The following is a 20,874-nucleotide window of genomic DNA, read 5'->3' on the forward strand; positions in this document are numbered from 1 at the left end:
CATGTCCGCGGGGGTGGCCGCGATCGTCCCGGCCAAGGACGAAGCCGACCGGGTCGCCGCGACCGTCACGGCCCTCCTGGCGCTGGACGACGTCGACCTCGTCATCGTGGTCGACGACGGGTCCACCGACGCCACGGCCGCCGTGGCTGCCGACGCCGAGGCGCTCGTCGTGCGCCACCCGGCCAACCGGGGCAAGGCTGCTGCGCTCGAGACGGGCGTCGCTCGGCTCCTCGAGGAGGAGACCCGTACCGGCTCCGACCCGCACGTCCTGCTCTTCGCCGATGCCGACCTCGGCGCCTCGGCGACCAACCTCGAGCCGCTGCTGCTGCCGGTCCTCGCCGGCAGCGCCGACCTGGCCGTGGCCAACATCCCGAGGAGCGCGTCGTCGCTCGGCGCCGGCAGGGTGGTCCGGCTGGCCCGGGGCCAGATCGAGGCGATGACGGGCCGCAGGATCGAGCAGCCGCTCAACGGAATGCGCGCGATGACCCGCGAGACCTTCGCCGACGCGACCCCGCTGGCGAGCGGCTGGGGCGTCGAGGCCGCGATGCTCGTCGACGTGCTGCGGGCCGGCCGCCGGGTCGTCGAGGTCCCCGTGGGGCTGACCCACCGACGCACCGGCACCGACCTCGCGGGGCGCCTGCACCGGGCCAAGCAGCTGCGCGACGTGTCGACCGCGCTGCTCGCCCGTCGCTTCCTGTCGTGACGGACACCCGCGACGATCGCGACTCGCTGGGGCTCGCCCTGCTCGCGACCGCGATCGGCCTGCTGCTGCTCGTCGGGGCCAGCGGCACCTCGCTCGCCCTGCCGCCCCTCGGACCACGTGGCTGGGCGCCACCGGACCTGCCCTGGCAGCTCGGCGGCTGGACCGTCGTCGTGCTGCAGACCTCGGGTTACCTGCTCGGCGGCCTCTCGCTGTGGCGGCACGTGTGCCGGCCCACCCCCCTTCGCCTGCGGTCGTGGCACCTGGCGGCCCTCGCCGCGCTGGTCCTGCTCACAGCTCCCTTCGGCACCGCGGACCACACCAACTACGCCGCCTACGGCCGGATCCTGGTCGAGGGCGGCGACCCGTGGTCGGTGGTCCCGGCCGACTGGCGCGGCGGGGTCGACCCCGTCGTCAGCCAGGTGCAGGACCCGTGGCGGGAGGCGACGAGCGTCTACGGCCCGGTCGGTACCTGGCTCATGGGCCTGTCCGCGTGGCTGGGCGGCGAGGTCACCCGGCAGGTCGTGTGGGTCTGGCAGGTCGTCGTCGTCGGGGCGTGGCTCGGCACCCGTGAGGTGCTCGTCCGGCTCGGGACCGCTCGCCCGACCGTCGACCGCTGGTGGACGACCAATGTCGTCGTGCTCGGCGCCGGCGTCCTCGGCGCACACGTCGACACGCTGGCCGTCTGCGCGATGGTGGCGGCCCTCGCCCTCGGGCTGGCCCGCCGGCCCCTCCTGGCCGGGCTCGCGACGGGTCTCGCCGCGAGCACCAAGCTGACCGCGGGGGTCGTCGGCATCACCCTGCTGTGGGCGCTCGTCGCCGAGCGCAGGCACCCGCAGGCCCCCCAACCTGCGCACGACCTTAAGGAGATGCGCCCGAACCGTGATTCCCCTGCGCACGACCTTAAGGAGATGCGCCCGAACCGTGATGCCCCTGCGCACGACCTTAAGGAGATGCGGTTGGGAGGGGCGGCTCGGTTGGGAGGGGCGGCTCGGCTCGTCATCGGCTCGCTGCTCGTCATCGTGCCGGCGCACCTGGTCATCGGCGGCCACGCGCTCGGCCGGATCGCCCAGGCGGGTGGCGGCATCTCCTATGCCATGCCGTGGCGGGCGGTCTACACGGCGCTGGACCTGGTGGTCAGCGAGCCGGCGGCCCGGACGGCGACCACCTGGATAGCCGCGGTCGGCTGCGTCCTGCTCGCCATCGCCCTGTGGCGCCTCACCGAGGAACTGACGCACGTCCTCGCGGTGCGGGCACTCTTCGTCCTGACGACCGCCTACTCGCTCGGGGCCGGCTATGTCCTGCCCTGGTACGAGCTGCCGCAGTGGCTGGCGACGGCAGCGCTCGTGGGTCTGCTGTCGGCCGAGGGCTGGCGCCGCTTCCGTCCGCTCCTGCTGCTGCTGCTCGCCCGGTCGGTCGTCCTCGCACTGGCCTACGTGCCCGGGCGCGTCCACCTGCCCGGGGACATCGAGGCGGTGACGCTGGGCTTCCGCTTCGTCGCGTCGCCGCTGATGACGCTGGCGGTGTGGGCGGCGCTGTGGGTCATGTGGCGTCGGGCCCCGAGACCCACGGCTGTCGGTCGCCGGCCCTAGACTTCAGGTTCGTTGGGGAGAGCGGGGAGCGAGATGCTGTGCAACAGCTGTGGGACCACGGGGACGGGCACCTTCTGCGCCCGGTGCGGAGCGCGTCTGAGTCCGGGCGAGGCTGATCCCAACGATGTCTTCTGGGCCGACGACCAACCGACCTCCGTCCAGCATCCGGCTGCGCCCCCGGACCAGCCCCACGGTCCCGAGTCCGGCTGGGACGACTGGCTGGTCTCCCGACAGCCTGCCGAGACGACCCCGGCCCCCATGTCACCGGTGGCGTCGGGCCCGCCCGCGCCGTCCGGTGGCGGCGGACCACACTGGCCGGTCTTCGTCGCGGTCGGTGCGGTCGCCGCGATGGTCCTGGTCCTCGGAGGGGCGGCCGCCTGGTGGGCGAGCACGCGCGACGACACGAGCGCCGCGGCGCCGACCACCAGCACCGCGACCGCGGTGGTGACGACAGTGACGAGCACTGCGCCTCCGCCACCCCCGACGACGACCGTGACTACGACCGCCACGAGCACGTCCACGACCACCGCGCCCGTGACGGCTGCCGACCAGCTGGGCGACCTGCGCGACCAGTCCCTCGGTCAGCTCGTCACCGACGACTCCTGGGCGCTGAGCCTCTCGGCCAAGCAGGACGGCACTCGCGACGAGCGCCAGACGACGCGCAGCGGGTCGCACGTCTTCCGTCTCCAGGACATCCTCGAGCTCCACGACGACCTCGACAGCGTCTACTCCGGCTACACGTCGGTCTATCTCCTCAAGGCCGAGGACCTGGGCAGCACCAAGGGCCCCGACGGAGACAAGATCTGGATGACGATCGTCGACCCGGGCGGTCTGTCCTCACGCGCCGACGCCCAGGCGTGGTGCGACAGCGAGTTCCCGTGGCTGACCGGCGACGACCTCACCAACACCTGCTACCCGCGGCAGCTCACGAGTCCCTGACAGACCTCACCGCGAGTTGGTCGTCGGGCGCTGCGCTCCTCACGTAGAGGCGCGCAGGGCGCGCTGCGGCCGGTGCCCGACCCACAGGACCACCAGCGCCGGTCCCAGGACGAGGGCGGCGGCAGCCGGGATGGCGGTGCCCGAGTCGTTGAGCAGGAAGCCCACGGTGAGCGCGACGACCAGGCCGATGAGCCCGACCCGCAGGGCCGGGTAGGCCGCGAAGGTCGGCTGCAGGCGCGCTCCCGCAGCGCTGCCCGGCCGGGCGAGCACCCAGATGAGCGCGATGAGCACCAGCGGCACGAGGAGTGCCGCGCGCTCCGGTCCGAGCAGCAGGTCCACGTTGGTCTGCAGCTTGCGCCAGACGATCCCCCACGCGTCGCCGTCGAGCAGGCTCTGGAAGAAGCGACCCAGGTGGGTGCGCTGCTCCTCGGGGCGCAGCCAGTCCGCGCCCGCCATCGCGAGGAAGCCGACCCCGGTGGCGACCGCGATGCCCAGCGCCTTGACCCAGCCCAGCCGTACCCCGGCCACGGCGAGCACGAGGTAGCCGACCGACGGGATGAGCGCGAGCGCGCCACCACCGTCAGCCCCCAGCCAGGCGTCGACGACGAAGGTCGCCAGCCCCACGACGGCGACCACGAAGACGGCCGGACCACGGCGTCCTCGAGCCAGGGACGAGTCCGCGAGCGCCGTCATGAGCAGGAAGGCGGCCGCCACGAAGATCGCGAAGGGGACATTGCCGAAGCCGTGGAAGCGCCCGCCGTCGAGGGGCAGCAGCCCGAGGACCGACAGCATCGTCATCCGCCCACCGCCGAGGAGCAGGTCACCGGCGAGCAGGAGGAAGGTCACCGCGCTCAGCACCCCGACGCCGGTCAGGGCGGCCGTCGTGCCCTCGGCACGCGAGCGCGATGAAGGCCGCTGCAGGGCGGCCCAGACCGCGGTGAGGGCCAGAGCGACCAGGGCCAGGTCGATGACCGCGAGTCGCAGGACGAAGGCCGACATGGGGGTCGCCGTGTCGAACCACCGCGTCAGGGTGAGCAGATAGGTCGAGGCAGGGACGGCCATCGCCACCAGACCGACGAGCCCCGCCCCGCGGCTGACCACCGGGCGCCAACGTCGAGGACCGAAGGCCCCCACGAGCCCCGCGAGGGCGAGCAGGGCCACCAGCCCGATGCCGAAGCCACGGAAGAAGGGCGGGATGACTTCGTCCGCGGCCCGCAGCTGGGCATCGTCGTCGACGAGGGAGGCCATCCGGTCGTCGACGGGCGACGCGTCGGGGACCGGGACCAGCTGTCGGCCGGCGAGACCCTCCGGCACGCTCATCCCGGCAGTGGTGAGCACCGTGTGGGTGACATCGGCGATCTGGGCCATCTCGTCGCGCGTCGTCGAGTCGGAGTGCAGCCACCCGGCACGGATCCCCGCGCCGGCCATGGCCAGCACCCGCAGGCCGGGCTGGCCACCGTCGTCGGACAGGCCCGCGAGGACGATGACGGTGTCGGAGTCGACCCCGGCGACGACGTCGGCGACGACGGCGTCGACGGCCTCGACCTCCTGCGCGCGGACCGGCCCCGGGTCGGGTGCGGTCACCGGAGGCGCACCCGCGAGGGTGATCGCGCAGCTCTCGTTGATCCCGGGCTCGCCGCCGGGGACCACCCCGTCGCGGTCGGCCATCGCGAGCACCGCGCCGGCGCCGCTGCCAGCGATGCAGCCTCCGGCCTCGCGGACGGCCGTGCCCAGTGTGCCGATCTGCGCGTCGAAGCCTTGTGCCGCAATCTTCTTCGACAGGTCCTGCCAGTAGCCGTGGTCCATCTCGACCGCAGCGAGGTCGGGGCCGGACTCGGGGAGGGACGGGAGCGGACTGCAGTGCGGCAGCGCCCGGGGGTTGGCACGCAGCTGCGCCCGGGTGACATCGCGCGGTTCGGCCGCGCGGGCACCCGCCGACAGGCCGAGCCACCCGTCGGACGGGCAGGACGTGAAGTAGGTGGAGCGCACGTTGAGGTTGGTGATCGCTGCACCCCCGGCGAAGGAGTGGATGGCCGGCGTCGCCTCGGGCGTGACATCGCTCCACGACAGGCCCGGTGCCCCGACGACGATGACGTCACGTGGCTCCTGCGCGGCCGCCGACGACGGGGCGAGCGCCCCCATGAGGACGAGCAGCGGGAGCAGGACCAGGAGCACACCCGCAGGACGAAGGGAGTGCAGGGCGCTCATCATGTGTCCACCGTAGTGACCTGCGTCCTCTGCGAGCGCCCGTCGGACACAATGGCGGCATGTCCCGCGTGAGCCGTCCCCACCTGCTGCTGGCCGTCGTGCTCTTCGTGCTGATCGCGGCCTGGCCGATCGCGAAGTTCCTCCTGCTCTTCCCCCAGGACCAGTGGCAGGTCGACGTGCAGGTCTACCGCGAGGGCGGGATCTCGGTGCTGCAGGGGCGCGACATCTACGCGCAGATGACCCAGCCGCCGCAGCTGCTGCCCTTCACCTACCCGCCGATCGCGGCCTTCCTCTCGGTCCCGCTGGCCTTCGTCCCCTTCCCCGTCGCGGCCTGGGGCTGGACGATCGCCCAGCTGCTCGCCAATGTCGCGATCACGTGGGTCGCGTGGTTCCGCCTGCGGGAGCGGGTCGGGGTGTGGGCACCGGTGCTCGTGGGGGTCGTCGCGGCGGGGTTCCTGTGGACCCAGCCGGTCGGTGACGGGATCCGCTTCGCCCAGGTCAACGCCGTCCTCGTACTCGCCTGCCTGCTCGACCTGCAGCGCCCGCGTGCCCGGTGGCTGGCCAAGGTCCCGCCCGGGGTCCTCGTCGGCCTGGCGATGGCGATCAAGCTGACGCCCGGAGTCTTCGTCATCCACTACCTGCTGAACCGCCGCTGGCGGGAGGCCGGCTGGGCGATCGGCACCGCCACCTTCGTCTCCGTCGCGGCCTGGCTGGCGCTGCCGCAGGCCTCCTTCGCCTTCTGGGGTGGCGCGCTGTCCGACCCGACCCGGCTGGGGCCCAACGACGGCTCGGCCAACCAGGCCTTCCGGGCGACCCTGCTGCGGCGCGGGCTCGAGGGCACCGAGCTGACGCTCGCGTGGGCGCCGTGGCTGCTCGTCATGGGTGCGATCGTCTTCTGGGTCGCCCACCGCGCCCACCGTCAGGGCGACTGGATCGCCGAGGTCGGCGCGGTCGGCCTGGCGGGCTTCCTGATCTCGCCGGTCTCCTGGGTGCACCACCTGCACTGGATCATGGTCATCGTCCCGGCGATCCTCGGCTGGTCGGTCCTGCGGGCCCGGCCGGACTGGCGTCGCGTCGGCGCGGCCGCCGTCGTCGTCGCGTGGTTCGTCTGCACGATGCCCTTCTGGGGGGTGCTGTGGCTCCGCGAAGGGAGGGACCCGCGCTGGGTCGGCGACGTCCTGGTCGAGGGCAATGTCGTCGGCAGCGTGGTCGTCCTCGCACTGCTCGCCTGGGCCGTGCACCGCACCGACCGTGAGCGGTCGGCCGCAGAGGTGACCGCGGCGCTGCGCCCGGTACCTGCACCCGGCGCGGACAGCGGGACCCGCGTCGCGTCCGGTGGTTAGGGTGACGCCATGAGTGCTGTCGAGATCGCCCTGCTGTGCGGTCTCGCCCTCGCGATCCTCGCCGTCGCCGCCCTCGTGGCGCGCGTCCGGTCACTGGGCGACCGCGTCGCGGTCCTCGAGGACCGCTCGCCCGTCGGCGACGGGGACCTCGCCGCCCTTCGTCATGACATCGCCCAGGCCCTGCGGCACGTGGCGGTCGTGCGCTACGACGCCTTCGGCGACATGGGCGGCCGGCTCTCCTTCTCCGCCGCGATCATCGACGACACCGGCGACGGGGTCGTCCTCAGCAGCATCCACGGCCGCGGGGAGTCGCGCACCTATGCCAAGGGCGTCGTCGGTGGCGACGCCGACGCCACCCTCACCCCCGAAGAGCGTCAGGCGCTCGCCGCGGCCCGTACCGGCTCGCCCGATGCCTGACCGCACGTCCCCAGGAGGAGACATGACCCGCTACGCCTACCTCGGCCCCGAGGGCACCTTCACCCAGCAGGCACTCCTGTCGTGGGTGGCCGACACCGAGCACGAGCAGGTGCCGCTCGGCTCGGTGGATGTCGCGCTGGACGCGCTGCGGGCCGGTGACGTGGACGCTGCGGTCGTCCCGATCGAGAACTCGGTCGAAGGGGGTGTCTCGGCCACCCTCGACGCCCTCACCTCGGGCGACCCGCTCGTCGTCGTCGGCGAGGTTCTCGTCCCGATCACCTTTGTCGCGTGCGCCCGGCCGGGCACGACCCTGACCGACGCTCGGGCCATCGGCACGCACAGCCACGCCTGGGCGCAGGTGCGTGGCTGGGCGGGCAAGCAGGCGCCGCAGGCGATCTACGTGCCGACCCTGTCGACCGCATCGGCCGCCAAGGACCTCGCCGAGCACCCGGACGACCTCGGGTACGACGTCGCCGTGTGCGCGCCGATCGCGGCCGAGCATTTCGGTCTGGACGTGCTCGCGCACGACATCGGCGACATGACCAACGCCGTGACCCGCTTCGTCGTGGTCGCCCGCCCGGAGTGGCAGCCGGCGCCGACCGGGCGCGACAAGACGACGGTCGTGCTCTACCAGCGCAGCGACCGCGCCGGTGGCCTGCTCGAGCTGCTCGAGCAGTTCTCGGTGCGCGGGATCAACATGACCCGGCTGGAGTCGCGGCCGACCAAGGACTCGATGGGCTCCTACTGCTTCTCGATCGACCTCGAGGGGCACGTGCAGGACGAGCGGGTCGGCGCGGCACTGATGAGCCTGCACCGCATCTGCGCCGACGTCCGCTTCCTCGGCTCCTACGCCGCCGCCTCCGGGGTCGAGATCACGATCGACCCGATCGCGACCGACCGGGCCTTCGTCGCCGCGCGGGAGTGGCTCGACTGGCTACGGCGCCTCGGCGACTGAGCGGGTCCCGGACCGGACTGAGCAGGTCCCGGACCGGCATGGCGACAGCCCTTCCGGGCGCTCCCGTTCTGCTCCTCGTGGTGGGTCATGACCCACCACGAGGAGCAGAACGGGAGTCTCGAGACCGACCCAGCACCTCCTCGCACCAGTCCAGCAGCCGCGCCAGGAGCGCGGCCGACTCGGGCAGCCGGGAGTCGGAGAGGTAGGAGTGCCACATCCCCTCGGCCAGCACCATGTCCGCCTCGCCACCGGCCGCCCGCCAGGCCGTGTGGATCCGCGCGGTGTCCGACAGGAAGAGGTCGCGCGTCCCGGTCGTGAAGATCGCCGGCGGCAGCGCCTCGCCGGTCCAGTCCGCGTGCACGGGCGAGACGAGCGGGTCGCGCAGGTCGGCGCCACCGGCGTAGGCCAGCGCGAACTTCCGCTGCTGACCGCGCCAGCGCAGGTAGGCGTCTCGGCCCTCGTTGACGCGGTAGGAGTCGCCCTCCCCCGCCAGGTCGCCGAAGGGGGTCAGCGCCACCACCCCGAGCGGCAGCGGCGGTCCGTCACCGTCCGCGCGCAGCTCCCGGATCCGTTGCAGCACACCGAGGGCCAGGTTGGCCCCGGCAGAGACCCCACCGAGCAGGACCCGCGGCCCGCGCTCCTCGACCCCGGCCAGGTAGGCCTCGAGACAGACGTCGATCGCGACGGGGAAGCGCGCCTCGGGAGCCAGCGGGTACTCGACCGACACGACCGGTCGGCCGAGCCCGGCAGCCAGCCGCAGCCCGGTCCCGTCGCGCGCCGACCCCCAGCAGAAGCCGCCGCCGTGGATCCACAGCACCCACGCGTCGTCACCGTCCGCACCCGTCTGCCCGACGTCGTGCCGATCAGGCGCCGTCATGACCAGGTGCCCACGAGCATCGCGCTCCGTCTCGACACCCAGCCCCGCACGATCGGCCTCGAAGCCCGCGATCCGCTGCGCGGCTCCCTTCGCCCGCAGCCGTGCGGTGATCCGGGGCGTGAGCGGCCACCGGTGCACCCGGTTGTCCGCCTCCGCGGCGGCAGCGACCGCCACCGAGCTCACCGTCGGGGGGAAGGGCGGCAGCCTCACAGGTGGTCCCGTCCGCTGATCCGGTTGTCGACCCAGTAGTTGACCTCGCCCCAGCGGGCCTCGAGCCAGTCCGCGACCTCGTCCGGGTCGGTGGGCACGTCCTCGCTGCGATAGGTGCGGCCGCGGATGAGCAGCCGGTTGCGGAAGGGCACGTTGCGGATGACCGCGGCCGGCCCGGAGATCATGTCGAGCCCGGTGTGCGCGATGACGAGGACATCGGCATCGGGCGCGTGCTCGCGGATCGCGGCGACCCCGCGGGAGCGGGCCTCGAGCACCCACGGCCGGGCGACGGCCGTGGCCAGCCGGTCGGCCTCGCCCTTGGCCCGCAGGTCGCGCACCTGGTCCTCGTGCCGGTCGCGGGTCCAGTTGCGCCCCTCGGGGAAGATCAGCAGCGCGTCCTTGGCCGACAGGGTCGCGGCGAGGTCGGCGACCCCCTTGGTCCGGTCGTCGCCGGCACCCGAGCGCGAGGGGACGAAGTAGGAGCCCACCCGCTGCAGGACCATGGCGATGCCCGGGTCCCACAGCATCGCGTCGGCGAGGATCACCCGCGGGACGCGCCCGGCCGTCGAGGCCAGCAGCCAGGCGATCGCGAGCGAGTCGGCGGGTCCGGCATGGCGCGAGATGACGACGAGCGGGTGCCCCGGGCGGCCGACGGTGAGCTCGCCCTCGATCTCGACGTGGAAGCCGACGACCCGCTTGGCCGTGAAGAGGACGTTGTGCAGCGCCTGCTTGATCAGCGCGAAGTGGTCCTCGTCCCAGGTCGGGCTCGTCCCACGCGGTGAGCGCAGCCGCAGGTACCAGCACTCGACGACCAGGCCGATGTCCTCCCACATGACGTAGACGGTGAGGAAGAGGCAGCGCAGGATCGACAGGTGCCGGTCCCAGGGCCACAGCAGGAGGAGGAAGGGGGTGATGAGCAGCAGCACCAGCGACATGACGATCCCGAAGAGCGGGTAGAGCCCCTGCAGGACCATCCGCAGCCAGAGCGGCGGCGCTCCGAGCGAAGGGAGCGAGCTGATCCTCATCGCGTGGTCCCCTCGAGGTAGGCGCTGGTCGCGTCGAAGGCGCGGGCCATCCGGTCCTCGACCTTGGCCACGCTCGCCAGGCCGCGCAGCGACGCGGTCGGTGTCCTGTCGACCCCGCTCGGCAGGACGTGCAGCCGCACCGAGTCCGGCACCTCGGCGATCTCCTCGACGAAGCGGTGCCGCCGGGCGATCTCGAAGGCGACGAGCCCGACGTCGAGCGGGTTGGTCGGGGCGCTCAGCGGCTGCTCGATCCGGCCGACCTGCAGCACGTGGATCTCGGTGGCCCCGAGCGCGATCGCCCGCCCCACGGGGATCGAGTGCACCAGGCCGCCGTCGTAGTAGTGCGCGCCGTCGACCTCGACGGGCGCGAAGAGCCCGGGGACGGCACAGCTGGCTGCCACCGCTGGCCCGATCGGCCCGGAGGTGAACCAGCGCGACGCCGAGCTCTCGATCTCGGCGGCCACGCACTGGAAGGGCACCTGCAGGTCCTCGATGCGCTCGACCCCGAGGTACTCCGCGACGAGGTCGCGGATGAGGCCACGGCGCATGACGTGCGTGCGGTGCCGGGCGAAGCGCGCGGCCTGCCGCACCGGGCTCTCGCTCATCTCACCGGACCGGACGACATCGCGCCACAGCTCCTCGAGCCGCGCGACCCCGTCGATGCTCGGGTCGGCCGCGACGAAGGCCCCGTTGACCGAACCGATGCTCGTCCCGACGACGAGGTCGGGGGTGATGCCCTCGGCGAGCAGCGCCTGCAGCATGCCCACCTGGGTCGCTCCGAGGACGCCACCGCCACCGAGGACGAAGGCGGTGGTGGGCATGGACGTCAGATTACTTCGGCGGGGCGTCGGCGCGCGGGTCCGACCCGTCCAGGGGGATCACGTCCACGCCGACCTTGAGGCTGGAGCCACCCCCTTCGCCGAAGATCACGCCCTTGAGCGGCGAGACGTCGCGGAAGTCCCGCCCCCACCCGGTGACGATGTAGCGGGAGTCGGCGAAGTGGTTGTTGGTCGGGTCGAGGTCGACCCAGTCGCCCTCCGGTGTCATCGCGGCCACCCACGCGTGCGAGGCGTCCGAGCCCGCGAGCTTGACCTCGCCGGCCGGCGGGCGCGTCTCGATGTACCCCGAGACGTAGCGCCCGGGGATGCCGACCGCCCGCAGGCAGCCGGCGGCGAGGTGGGCGAAGTCCTGGCAGACGCCTTCGCGCTGGGCCAGCAGCTCCGGCAGCGTCGTCTTGACGCTCGTCGTGCCCTTGGCATAGGTGAAGTCGCGGTAGATGTCGGAGTAGAGGGCCACGAGCCCCTCGCCGAAGGGCCGGTCCGGCGGGAGTATCCCCGCGGAGTAGGCGACGACCTCGGGCGCGATCTCGACCAGCTGGGAGGGCAGGAGGTACTGCGCCGCCTCGGCCCGGTCGAGCTCGTCACCGGTGGCGACGAGCTCGGCCACCTCGGCGACCGTCCACGCGTTGAGCCGGTCCATGTCCGGGGCCGGCCACTCGATCTCCATGAGGCTGCGCTTGTGGACGTCGAGCACCGTGTGCGGGGTGCGCACCTCGTAGAAGCTCGATTGGTTGCCGAAGTGGTCGACGTGCTCGGTGAGGATGTGCGGCTCGGGCGTGATCTCGACGGTGTGCTCGACGACCCGCTGCTGGTCGGTCTGCCTGGGCCGCAGCAGCGCCCGACCGAAGGAGTCGGTCACGTACTCCTCGTAGGTGTAGGTCGTGCGGTGGCGCACCTCGTACTGGCGAAGGGTGTGGTGCTCCGGCCTGATGACGGGGACCAGCGGGTCACCGGTGACGACCGGCTCGGGGGCCGGTGGCCGCTCGGGGACGGAGGTGTCCCCCGTCGTCCGCTGCTCGTCCGGGGCCGCCGCGTCGGTCCGGGGCTGCTCGTCGGCCCGGGGCTGCTCGTCGGCGCTCACCAGGACTCCTCCGCGCCGTTCCACTGGACCCACTGGACGCTGCGCCCCGGCTCCTTGCGGCTGAAGTACTCCCTGTCGATCGCCTGGTGCGCGGCGCGCAGGTCACCGCCGACGTCCTTCAGGGCCGCGGCGAGGGGCTGGTGTCCGTCGGCGAAGAGCTCGTCGAGGTCGAGCCCGGCGATCCGCTCCGCGAGCTCGCGGACCGCGGGGAGCGCGGCCTCGTCCTCGATGAGCTCGAGGTCCTCGCCGAGCTGCTGGACCTGGAAGGCAACCGAGCGCGGGTTGCTCGCGTCGCGCAGCAGCAGGTCGACCGCGGCCTGCAGCGCGGACATGGGTCCGAGGCCCGCCGTGAGGCGGCGGCGGTAGGTGATGACCGACTCTGCGGCGAGCAGCGCCGACTCCGTGGTCGTCCCCTCGACGACGGGGGTGCGCTCGACCGCCAGGACGCTCGCGAGCAGCCGGATCGTCTGCTGCGCGCGCTCGACCCGCTTGCCGGCGTCGGCGAAGGCCCACGCCGGGTCGCGGACCAGCGACTCGACGCCGATCCCGGCGAGCGCGAGGAGGCCCTCGATGGTCTCCATCAGCAGCTCCTGCAGGTCGTCCTGCGGGACGCTGTGCTGCAGGGTGCGCTCCAGGCGGGACATGACCAGCCAGGTGTCGACGGAGAGGGTCTCGCGCACGGACTGGGCCGCGATCACCGCCCGGTGGGTGCTGTAGGCGACCGACCCGACGATGCGGGGCTCGAGGGTGAGCTCGCGCAGGTAGGGCAGCGGGTCCTCGCGTCGCGCCTCGGCCTCGTCGCCGATGAACCCGGGGTGCACCGACATGACCTCGGTGACCGCCTCGAGGATCGCGAGCATCGCGGTGTGACCGGTGGTGCCCGGGCGGGCGGCGTGGTCGTCGACGAGGTTGTCGGCCACCCGCAGCAGCCGGGCCGCGGCCTCGGCGCGCTCGGCGTAGCGGCCCATCCAGTACAGGTCCGCTGCGACGCGGGGCGACGGTGCTGCGTAGCCGGACGGTGTGCTGCCCTCGAGCAGGCTCGGGACGCTCTGGATCTCGCCCTCGCGGGGCGTGGTGTCGGAGTCGACGCGGACCCACACGTCCTTGCTCGTGGCGCCGGTGAGGCTCGAGACCGTCCCCGAGTCGGCACGCACGGCGACCCGGCCGAGGCCACCGGGCATGACCGCGTAGTCGTCCTCGTCGGCGACGGCGAAGGTCCGCAGGACCACGCTGCGCGGCTCGAGGCCACCGGCCGTGACGACCGGTGCGCTCGACATCGTCATCGGGTCCTGGGCCGTCCAGCGCCACGGCTCGGACTGGATCCGCATGGCCAGGTCGTCGCGCTCCTGCGCCGTCAGCTCCCAGCCGTAGACGCTGTTGGTGCTGCCCGTCCGGGAGGCCGGCTTGACGACGAGGCTCCCCAGCTGGGTGACGATGTGGCTGAGGTGGGTGGGGTCGCCGGCCCACCAGGTCTGCGTCGACGTGAGGCTGAGGTCCTCGTCGAGCACCTGACGGCAGATCTGCGGCAGGTACGGGATGAGCGCGGGGTTCTCCAGCACGCCGGAGGAGATCGGGTTGACGATCGAGACATTGCCCAGGCGGGCGGCCTCGACGACGCCGGGCAGCCCGAGGCGGGAGTCGCCGCGCAGGTCGAGCTGGTCGATGGCGTCACCCTCGACGCGCCGCATGATGACGTCGACCGGGGAGAGCCCGCTGGTGGTGCGCATCCAGATCCGGCCGTCACGGCTGACCAGGTCCTCGGACTCGACCACCGGCACACCGAGCACGGTCGACTGGAGCGCCTCGTCGAAGGCCGCGTCGCTCAGGGCACCGGGGGTGAGGATGACGATGCTCGGCATGTCATCGGTCTGAGGGGCCGCGGCCACGAGCGCCCGCTGCACCTGGTAGAAGAATCCGCGCAGGCGGGCCAGGTCGACCCGGCGGTGCAGGTCGGGCAGGACGCGGGCGATGATCCGGCGGTTGGCCATCGCGAAGCCGGCACCGCTGGGCGCCTGGGTCCGGTCGGCGAAGACCTGCCAGTTGCCGTTGCGGTCCCGGGCGAGGTCCATCGCCGGCATGACCAGCTGCCTCGGCCCGGGCAGGCGGATCCCGTCGGCCTGGGGCAGCCACCCGTCGTGCCCGTAGACGGCCGCTCCGGGCAGGGTCCCCGAGCGCACGAGCCGCTGCTCGCCGCTGAGGTCGGTGAGCAGGGCGTCCAGGAGCACGGCCCGCTGCCGGACCCCCTGCTCCAGGCGGCTCCACTCGCCGGGCCCGAAGGTCAGCGGGAGGGGGTCGAGGTCCCACGTGCGGGGCTCGGTGGGGATCTGGCGGCCCTCGGGGGCCTCGCTGTCCTCCGGGGAGACACCGGCGCCGTAGGTGATGCCGTCATCGGCGACGAAGCGCCGGGTGGCCGAGCGCGCGGCGAGCAGTGCGGGCAGGCCGGCCTCGACCATCTGCTCGACGAGGGGCTGGGAGGCCTCGCGGACCCCGTCGAGGGTGACGAGCTCGTCGACCCCCTCGCTGCTCGTGACCACCCGTCGGTAGTCGTCGATCAGGTCGGGGCGATGATCGCCGAGGGCCACGGAGGACATGTTGCGACACTAACGCGCGCGGCGCCCCTCACCGCAACACGTCACCCCCTTCGCGGTGTGGGCGAAGGGAGGGTCAGTCGCGCTGGCCGCGGCCCCCGCCGACCTCGGTGTCGACCCAGACCATCCGGTGGTCGCTCGTCGGGAAGGGGTAGCTGCCGGTCAGGCGCGACAGCGGATCCCCGCTCGCGGGCCAGAAGACCTGGGCGTCACGGATCGGCAGGTCCCGGCTCGGCAGGACGTAGTCGGCGCGGATGTTGCCCGGAGGCTCGGCGAAGTCGGCCGTGTCCTGGGCAGGGTCACCGACGTGCCCGGCGTTGACGCCGCCCTGCTGCTCGCTGGCCTCGACCGCGCCCTCGCTCGTCGGGGTCACGGAGGTGTTGACCCGCGGGTGGTCGAGGAGCTGCTGGATCGCGTCGTCGGTGCTGTCGCCGTCGTTCGGGTCGGCGTTCTGGTCGCCCGCGATGACGAAGCTGGTGCCCTGCGAGAGGCCACCTCGGCCCCCTTCGTCGTCCCGGATCCAGCGCGCCTGCCGGCCGCCGCTCACGTAGTCGGCCCAGAAGCGGATCTCGTCGGCGTTGCGCCGCCCGTTGCGGTCCTCGGGCCCGTCGAAGGTGGGAGGAGTCGGGTGGCTGGTGAGGAAGTGGACGGTCCGGTTGCCGATCTCGATCGGCAGGTCCCAGTGGCTCTTGGAGCTCAGCCGCAGGTCGGCCTGCTCGGCCGGCGAGTAGAAGTCGGTGGGGATGCGGTTGCCCGGCATCGCCTGCCACTTCAGCTGCTGGAAGGTGCGCACCTTGCGGGTGTCGATCGGGTACTTGCTGTAGACGACCATCCCGTACTGCCCGGGGAAGAGCCCGAAGCCGTAGGCGTCGTCGCCACCACCGACCGTGCCGTCGTCGTTGAGGTCGTGGCCGCTCGGCACGCCCGTGTTGCTCGGCGCGATGTAGTGGTAGGGGTACTCCACCGGGTCGGCGCCGCGCTGGCCGACGGCCAGGTAGTTGTCCCGGAAGAGACGAGCCGCCTCGGGCGAGTAGTCGAACTCGTTGACCAGCACGACGTCGGGGTCGACCCGCTGGATCGTCTCGGCGACATTGCGCGCCTGCTCGTTGTCGGGGGTCGACAGGTCCTGCTCCAGCTGGCCCTCGCTACCGCGGTTGAGCGAGGCGTTGAAGGTCGCGAAGCGCACCGCCTGCGTGCGGTCCCCGCCCCCCTGCGGCGCCGGGCGGTCTTGGGCGAGAGCGGGGCTCGCGGTCAGCGCGAGCGCGGCGGCGCCGGTCAGCGCCGCGTACCTGTGGAGTCGGGTCATGCGGATGACGTTAGGGGCGAAGGGAGAACACCGCCTGACGAGAGCGCGAACACCGTTGGTCGAGGTGCGAGGAGTTCTGCGACGAGCCTCGAGACGCCTTTCGCAAACATCTCTTTGCAAACATCTCTTTGCGGTCTATGCTCGCTCCCATGGACTCCGTCATCCCCGATGTCACCCAGCTGCGCGCCCTGTCACACCCGGTGCGCATGCGCCTGCTCGGCATGCTGCGCACACTCGGCCCCGCGACCGCCAGCCAGGTGGCCCGGCGCCTCGGCCTCAACTCCGGCGCGACGAGCTACCACCTGCGCCAGCTGGCCGAGCACGGGTTCATCGAGGAGGCCCCCGAGCTGGGCAACAAGCGGGAGCGGTGGTGGCGGGCCGCCAGCCTGATGACCTCGGTCCGCGACGAGGACGTCACGACGGACGAAGGGAGGGACGCCACCGATGCCTTCCACCAGCTGGCCGTGACCCACTCGGCGGGCCGGATGCAGGCGGCAGCGGCCCGGCGTGGTGGCGACAGCGACGCGTGGCGTCCGCTCACCTCGATCAGCGACCTGCAGGTGCCCGTGACCGCCGAGCAGGCGGCGGCGATCCAGTCCCGCTTCGAGCAGCTCGTCTGGCAGGTCCTCGAGGAGCACCCGCCGACCCCCGGGTCCCTGGAGGAGGGGCAGCGGCGCTACGCGGTCATCGTCTCGAGCTTCCCCACCGAGGACGAGGGCCCCTGGGATGTCTGACTCACCGCTCCCTGAGGAGGTCGCCCCGCGACCGTCTCGAAGGGCGTTGTCCCCCACCGCCGCCCGTCGCGTCTTCCTCACCCTCACCGCGACCCGGTGGCTGCCGATCGGCTTCGTCGTCGGCCTCTTCACCCTGTGGCAGCTCGAGCGAGGGCTGACCCTCACGCAGGCCCTCACCGCCTCCTCCGTCATGGGCGTCGCCGTGCTCGCCCTGGAGCTGCCGACCTCCGGCTTCGCGGATGCGCTCGGGCGTCGTCCGGTGCTCATCACGGCGGCGGTCGCCAATGTCGCGTCGATGGTGGCGCTGCTGCTCGCCCACTCATTCGCCGCCTTCGTCCTGGCGTCGCTGCTCACCGGGATCTTCCGAGCGCTCGACTCAGCCCGGATCCACCGATGAGGTGTCGATGACGTAGGCAGTTGTGCGGGTCGGAACATGCGAATGCCCCTGCGAGCGAGGAGAATTGGGACTTACGACAGTTCCAGTTCACCAAGCAAAGAAGGGGCATCCGGTAGATGCAATCCTCTCACAACCTCACCGCCGTTTTCGATGACCCGAACCTGGTCTCCTGCGCCGGGCTGGCCCCGACCATGGCGCTGGCCCAGCGCGCCGGCCTGGCCCGGCTGGTCACCAAGCACCTGACACTCGAGGGGGACGGCAGCGCCAACGCGCACCTGAAGATCCCCGCCCTGGTCGCGGGGATGGTCGCCGGCGCGGACTCCATCGATGACATGGACCTGCTGCGCCACGGCGGGATGGACCGCCTGTTCACCGGGGTACGCGCTCCCTCCACGCTGGGCACGTTCTTGCGCACCTTCACCTTCGGGCACGTGCGGCAGCTGGACGCGATCGCCTCCCGGTTCCTGACCGGCCTGACCAAACAGTCTCCGGTCCTGCCCGGCGCGCACCGAATCGCCTACCTGGACGTCGACGACACGATCAAGGCCACCCACGGCTACGCCAAGCAAGGCGTCGGCTACGGCTACAACCACGTCAAGGGCGTCAACGCGTTGATCGCCACCCTGTCCACCCCGCTGGCCGCGCCGGTCATCGTGGGCACCCGACTGCGCAAGGGCAACACCAACTCCGCCCGCGGCGCGGGCAAGTTCGTCGCCGACGCACTGGCCACCAGCCGCGCCGCCGGCGCGACCGGCGAGCTGATCGTGCGCGCCGACTCCGCCTATTACGGCCACGACGTGGCCGCCGCCGCCCACCGGTCCGGTGCCAGGTTCTCCGTCACCGCCCGGATGAACACAGCTGTCACAGCGGCGATCTCGACCATCAGCGAGGAATCGTGGGTCCCGATCCGCTACCCCAACGCGATCTGGGACGAGGACGAACAGCGTCTGGTTTCTGACGCCGAGGTCGCCGAGATTCCCTTCACCGCGTTCACCTCCCGCCGCAAGAGTGAGCACATCACCGCCCGGCTGATCGTGCGCCGCGTCAAGCGCCTCAACCCCACCAGCGTGCCCGCCGGGCAAGGCGAGCTGTTCCCCACCTACCGCCACCACGGCGTGTTCACCGACACCCCGCTGCCCATGCTCGACGCGGAGGTCGCGCACCGCGCCCACGCCATCATCGAGCAGGTCCACGCCGACCTGCGCTCCGGTCCCCTGGCCCACGCACCCTCTGGCTCGTTCGCGGCGAACAGTGCCTGGCTGGTGCTGGCCGCGATCGCGTTCAACCTCACCCGCGCCGCCGGGGCCCTGGCCTCCCTCTTCCACGCCAAGGCCACCACCGCCACCATCCGCGACCAACTGATCAGCGTCCCGGCCCGGCTGGCCCGCTCCGCCCGCCGCCTGCGCCTGCATCTGCCCGAGGGCTGGCCCTGGCAGTACGCCTGGGAAGTCCTGTTCGCCGCCACCTGCGCACCACCAGGCACCGCGAGGAACTGACCACCAGCCCCGCCGGGGCACGACCAAGGACCTGCAGTGGAAGAGCCGGACAGACCGGCGACTACCTCACGCCCTCACACGCGACCACCCGAAAATCGTGAATCACGCCGTCACGAGAACCCGGACGGTGGATCCGGGCTCAGGACCACTCGAGGCCTGGTACGTCGACACCGTCCACGCGAGCCGGCCCGGCGCCGATGTCGACCAGGACCTCTCGCGGTCCACCTCGATCCTCGGGCTGGCCATCGCGGGGGGCGCGCTCGTGTCCGGTGGCCTCGTCGCGTGGCACCCGGTCTCGTCCTACTCCGCGCTGTGGCTGCCGGTCGTCATCTGCCTGGCGCTGTCGGTGGTGCACCTGATCGCCGTCGTCGTGCTCATGCGCGAGCCGACGACCCACCTCGACTCCACCGGATGGTCGCGGGCGGCCGAGTCCGCCAAGGCGACCCCCGGGGTCATCGGATCCGGCCTGCGGCTCCTCTGGCACAACCCGGTGCTGCGCGGGCTCGTGCTGCTCGAGTGCTTCTGGAGCACCGCGATGATCGCCAGCGAGGCCCTCACCCCGGTGCGTATGGCAGAGCTGCTCGGCAGCGAGGAGCGGGCCGGCGTGGTCATGGGTCCGCTCGCGGCGGGGGCCTGGGCCGTCTTCGCGGTCGGCGCGTGGTTGTGCGGCAAGTCGTCGGCGCGCTGGGGTGTGGCCCGCGCCGCCATCCTCGCTCGGGTGGTCCACAGCGTGCTGACGATCGGCATGGCGCTGGCCATGGGGCCGGTCGGCCTCGTCGTCGCCCACCTGCTCGTCTACACCGCCCTGACGATGCCGCTGGCCGGCCTGCTGGCGCAGAGCGTCTCGACGCCGGCAGCCATGGCGGCCGCGGGCGCCTTCGGCCTCGGTGGCGTCTGGTGCCTGCTGCCCGCCCTGCGCGCCGAGCGTTCCCGCCCGGCACGCGTCGCGGCGCTCAGAGGGTGCGGGAGATGAGCTCCTTCATGATCTCGTTGGTCCCGCCGTAGATCTTCTGCACCCGAGCGGCGGCGTACAGGCGCGCGATCGGGTACTCCATCATGTAGCCGTAGCCACCGAAGAGCTGCAGGCAGCGGTCGATGACATCGCACTGCACATCGGTCGTCCAGTACTTTGCCCGCGAGGCGGTGGCCGCGTCGAGCCTGCCGTCGATGTGCAGACCGATGCAGAAGTCGAGGAAGGTGCGCGCGGCGAGGACGTCGGTGCTCACCTCGGCGAGGGTGAAGCGAGTGTTCTGGAAGGTCGAGATCGGCTTGCCGAAAGCGGTGCGCTCCTTGGTGTACGACGTTGCCAGGTCGACCGCGAGGTCCGCTGATGCGACGGCACCCACCGCGATCGCCAGCCGCTCCTGCGGCAGCTGCGCCATGAGCTGGTAGAAGCCCTGCCCCTCCTCCTCGCCGAGGAGGTTGGCGACCGGGACGCGCATGTCGGTGAAGGAGAGCTCACGGGTGTCCTGCCCGTGCATCCCGATCTTGTGCAGCACCCGGCCCCGCTCGAAGCCGTCCAGCCCGTCGACCTCCGCCACGATGAGCGAGATACCTTGCGCCCCAGAGCCACCCGTGCGGGCGACGACGACCACGAGGCCGGCGTGCGAGGAGTTGGTGATGAAGGTCTTGGAGCCGTTGATGACGTAGTCATCACCGTCGCGCTTGGCCGTCGTCTTGATGTTCTGCAGGTCCGAGCCGGTGCCGGGCTCGGTCATCGCGACAGCGCCGATGAGCTCACCGGAGGCCATCTTGGGCAGCCACTTCTGCTTCTGCTCCTCGGACCCGTAGGTCAGCAGGTAGTGGGCGACGATCGAGGAGTGCACGGAGTACCCGAGCGCGTCGTCACCCGACCGACCCTGCTCCCAGATCACGGCGGCCTCGTGCGCGAAGCTGCCCCCTCCGCCGCCGTACTCCTCGGGGATCGAGATGCACAGCAGGCCCGCTGCACCGGCCGCCAGCCAGGTCTCCTTGTCGACCTGGTGCTGCTCGGCGAAGCGCTCCTGGTGCGGAGTCACCTCGCGACTGAAGAAGGTCCGCGCCAGGTCAGCGACATCGGACACCTCGTCCTTCATCCAGGGCGAGACATAGGGCTGGGGCTGGAGGATCTCGGGCATCGTTGCCTCTTTCGGGTTGCGTCGGTCTGGGGATCTCGAGGCTCGGCCGC

The 20,874-nt window shown here is 72.2% G+C and carries 18 protein-coding genes; 10 read left to right on the forward strand and 8 right to left on the reverse strand.

What is annotated here, in order from left to right; translation table 11 throughout:
• Position 1: 1 nt before the first annotated feature.
• Genes EXU32_RS15020 through EXU32_RS15030 form a run of 3 tightly spaced genes read left to right on the forward strand, consistent with a single transcriptional unit; the run spans position 2 to position 3,231 of the window.
• Entirely contained in the window at positions 2-703 is a 702-nt protein-coding gene (locus EXU32_RS15020) for a glycosyltransferase (RefSeq protein ID WP_242612807.1), read from the forward strand.
• Positions 700-2,292, forward strand: a complete 1,593-nt coding sequence (locus EXU32_RS15025) for a glycosyltransferase 87 family protein (protein WP_130630635.1) — start codon at positions 700-702, stop codon at positions 2,290-2,292. The genes EXU32_RS15020 and EXU32_RS15025 overlap by 4 nt, the downstream gene beginning before the upstream one ends.
• 33 nt (positions 2,293-2,325) lie before the next feature.
• Positions 2,326-3,231 (forward strand): hypothetical protein, encoded by a 906-nt coding sequence (locus EXU32_RS15030; protein WP_130630636.1) that lies wholly within the window; start codon positions 2,326-2,328, stop codon positions 3,229-3,231.
• Positions 3,232-3,270: 39 nt separating this feature from the next.
• Here EXU32_RS15030 and EXU32_RS15035 read toward each other — a convergent pair whose 3' ends face one another.
• Entirely contained in the window at positions 3,271-5,442 is a 2,172-nt protein-coding gene (locus EXU32_RS15035; RefSeq protein ID WP_130630637.1) for a hypothetical protein, read from the reverse strand.
• A gap of 56 nt (positions 5,443-5,498) precedes the next feature.
• On the opposite strand from EXU32_RS15035, the gene EXU32_RS15040 reads away from it, so the two are divergent.
• Genes EXU32_RS15040 through pheA form a run of 3 tightly spaced genes read left to right on the forward strand, consistent with a single transcriptional unit; the run spans position 5,499 to position 8,154 of the window.
• Entirely contained in the window at positions 5,499-6,782 is a 1,284-nt protein-coding gene (locus EXU32_RS15040; protein WP_130630638.1) for a glycosyltransferase 87 family protein, read from the forward strand.
• A gap of 9 nt (positions 6,783-6,791) precedes the next feature.
• The gene (locus EXU32_RS15045) at positions 6,792-7,199 is read left to right on the forward strand and encodes a DUF4446 family protein (RefSeq protein ID WP_130630639.1); all 408 of its coding nucleotides are present in this window, start codon (positions 6,792-6,794) and stop codon (positions 7,197-7,199) included.
• A gap of 22 nt (positions 7,200-7,221) precedes the next feature.
• Positions 7,222-8,154, forward strand: coding sequence for a prephenate dehydratase (pheA, locus tag EXU32_RS15050; RefSeq protein WP_130630640.1), 933 nt, complete (start codon positions 7,222-7,224; stop codon positions 8,152-8,154).
• An 85-nt stretch (positions 8,155-8,239) separates the two neighbouring features.
• Here pheA and EXU32_RS15055 read toward each other — a convergent pair whose 3' ends face one another.
• The 6 genes from EXU32_RS15055 to EXU32_RS15080 form a co-directional block, all read right to left on the reverse strand.
• Positions 8,240-9,205, reverse strand: coding sequence for an alpha/beta hydrolase (locus EXU32_RS15055; RefSeq protein WP_130630641.1), 966 nt, complete (start codon positions 9,203-9,205; stop codon positions 8,240-8,242).
• A gap of 32 nt (positions 9,206-9,237) precedes the next feature.
• Positions 9,238-10,266 carry a 1-acyl-sn-glycerol-3-phosphate acyltransferase gene (locus EXU32_RS15060; protein WP_130630642.1) on the reverse strand — a complete coding sequence of 343 codons (1,029 nt, stop codon included), beginning with the start codon at positions 10,264-10,266 and terminating at the stop codon, positions 9,238-9,240.
• Positions 10,263-11,087, reverse strand: coding sequence for a patatin-like phospholipase family protein (locus tag EXU32_RS15065; protein ID WP_130630643.1), 825 nt, complete (start codon positions 11,085-11,087; stop codon positions 10,263-10,265). Before EXU32_RS15065 ends, EXU32_RS15060 begins: the two co-directional genes overlap by 4 nt.
• Before the next feature lie 10 nt (positions 11,088-11,097).
• Positions 11,098-12,186, reverse strand: coding sequence for a transglutaminase family protein (locus EXU32_RS15070; RefSeq protein WP_242612808.1), 1,089 nt, complete (start codon positions 12,184-12,186; stop codon positions 11,098-11,100).
• Positions 12,183-14,777 (reverse strand): circularly permuted type 2 ATP-grasp protein, encoded by a 2,595-nt coding sequence (locus EXU32_RS15075; RefSeq protein ID WP_130630644.1) that lies wholly within the window; start codon positions 14,775-14,777, stop codon positions 12,183-12,185. The genes EXU32_RS15070 and EXU32_RS15075 overlap by 4 nt, the downstream gene beginning before the upstream one ends.
• Positions 14,778-14,850: 73 nt before the next feature.
• The gene (locus EXU32_RS15080) at positions 14,851-16,080 is read right to left on the reverse strand and encodes an endonuclease/exonuclease/phosphatase family protein (protein ID WP_130630645.1); all 1,230 of its coding nucleotides are present in this window, start codon (positions 16,078-16,080) and stop codon (positions 14,851-14,853) included.
• Positions 16,081-16,229: 149 nt separating this feature from the next.
• On the opposite strand from EXU32_RS15080, the gene EXU32_RS15085 reads away from it, so the two are divergent.
• The 4 genes from EXU32_RS15085 to EXU32_RS15100 all read left to right on the forward strand — a co-directional run bounded on the left by EXU32_RS15085 (position 16,230) and on the right by EXU32_RS15100 (position 19,680).
• Positions 16,230-16,814 carry an ArsR/SmtB family transcription factor gene (locus EXU32_RS15085; RefSeq protein ID WP_165399702.1) on the forward strand — a complete coding sequence of 195 codons (585 nt, stop codon included), beginning with the start codon at positions 16,230-16,232 and terminating at the stop codon, positions 16,812-16,814.
• On the forward strand, positions 16,807-17,211 hold the full coding sequence (locus EXU32_RS15090) for a hypothetical protein (protein ID WP_207233819.1): 405 nt from the start codon (positions 16,807-16,809) through the stop codon (positions 17,209-17,211). Before EXU32_RS15085 ends, EXU32_RS15090 begins: the two co-directional genes overlap by 8 nt.
• Positions 17,212-17,327: 116 nt before the next feature.
• On the forward strand, positions 17,328-18,707 hold the full coding sequence (locus EXU32_RS15095; RefSeq protein WP_130628322.1) for an IS1380 family transposase: 1,380 nt from the start codon (positions 17,328-17,330) through the stop codon (positions 18,705-18,707).
• Positions 18,708-18,834: 127 nt separating this feature from the next.
• Positions 18,835-19,680: a hypothetical protein gene (locus tag EXU32_RS15100; protein ID WP_207233820.1), complete on the forward strand. Its 846-nt coding sequence runs from the start codon at positions 18,835-18,837 to the stop codon at positions 19,678-19,680.
• Here the strand turns inward: EXU32_RS15100 and EXU32_RS15105 are convergent.
• Positions 19,661-20,824, reverse strand: coding sequence for an acyl-CoA dehydrogenase family protein (locus EXU32_RS15105; RefSeq protein WP_130630647.1), 1,164 nt, complete (start codon positions 20,822-20,824; stop codon positions 19,661-19,663). The genes EXU32_RS15100 and EXU32_RS15105 overlap by 20 nt on opposite strands.
• Positions 20,825-20,874 lie beyond the last annotated feature (50 nt).

Source organism: Janibacter limosus, from assembly GCF_004295485.1.
GTDB classification, from domain to species: domain Bacteria; phylum Actinomycetota; class Actinomycetes; order Actinomycetales; family Dermatophilaceae; genus Janibacter; species Janibacter limosus_A.

Coding starts and splice junctions, on each gene's coding strand:
- EXU32_RS15095 (WP_130628322.1), top strand. CDS start 17,328: ATGCAATCCTCTCACAACCTCACCGCCGTTTTCGATGACCCGAACCTG.
- EXU32_RS15105 (WP_130630647.1), bottom strand. CDS start 20,824: ATGCCCGAGATCCTCCAGCCCCAGCCCTATGTCTCGCCCTGGATGAAG.
- EXU32_RS15035 (WP_130630637.1), bottom strand. CDS start 5,442: ATGATGAGCGCCCTGCACTCCCTTCGTCCTGCGGGTGTGCTCCTGGTC.
- EXU32_RS15075 (WP_130630644.1), bottom strand. CDS start 14,777: ATGTCCTCCGTGGCCCTCGGCGATCATCGCCCCGACCTGATCGACGAC.
- EXU32_RS15065 (WP_130630643.1), bottom strand. CDS start 11,087: ATGCCCACCACCGCCTTCGTCCTCGGTGGCGGTGGCGTCCTCGGAGCG.
- pheA (WP_130630640.1), top strand. CDS start 7,222: ATGACCCGCTACGCCTACCTCGGCCCCGAGGGCACCTTCACCCAGCAG.
- EXU32_RS15040 (WP_130630638.1), top strand. CDS start 5,499: ATGTCCCGCGTGAGCCGTCCCCACCTGCTGCTGGCCGTCGTGCTCTTC.
- EXU32_RS15060 (WP_130630642.1), bottom strand. CDS start 10,266: ATGAGGATCAGCTCGCTCCCTTCGCTCGGAGCGCCGCCGCTCTGGCTG.
- EXU32_RS15085 (WP_165399702.1), top strand. CDS start 16,230: ATGGACTCCGTCATCCCCGATGTCACCCAGCTGCGCGCCCTGTCACAC.
- EXU32_RS15080 (WP_130630645.1), bottom strand. CDS start 16,080: ATGACCCGACTCCACAGGTACGCGGCGCTGACCGGCGCCGCCGCGCTC.
- EXU32_RS15020 (WP_242612807.1), top strand. CDS start 2: ATGTCCGCGGGGGTGGCCGCGATCGTCCCGGCCAAGGACGAAGCCGAC.
- EXU32_RS15045 (WP_130630639.1), top strand. CDS start 6,792: ATGAGTGCTGTCGAGATCGCCCTGCTGTGCGGTCTCGCCCTCGCGATC.
- EXU32_RS15090 (WP_207233819.1), top strand. CDS start 16,807: ATGTCTGACTCACCGCTCCCTGAGGAGGTCGCCCCGCGACCGTCTCGA.
- EXU32_RS15030 (WP_130630636.1), top strand. CDS start 2,326: ATGCTGTGCAACAGCTGTGGGACCACGGGGACGGGCACCTTCTGCGCC.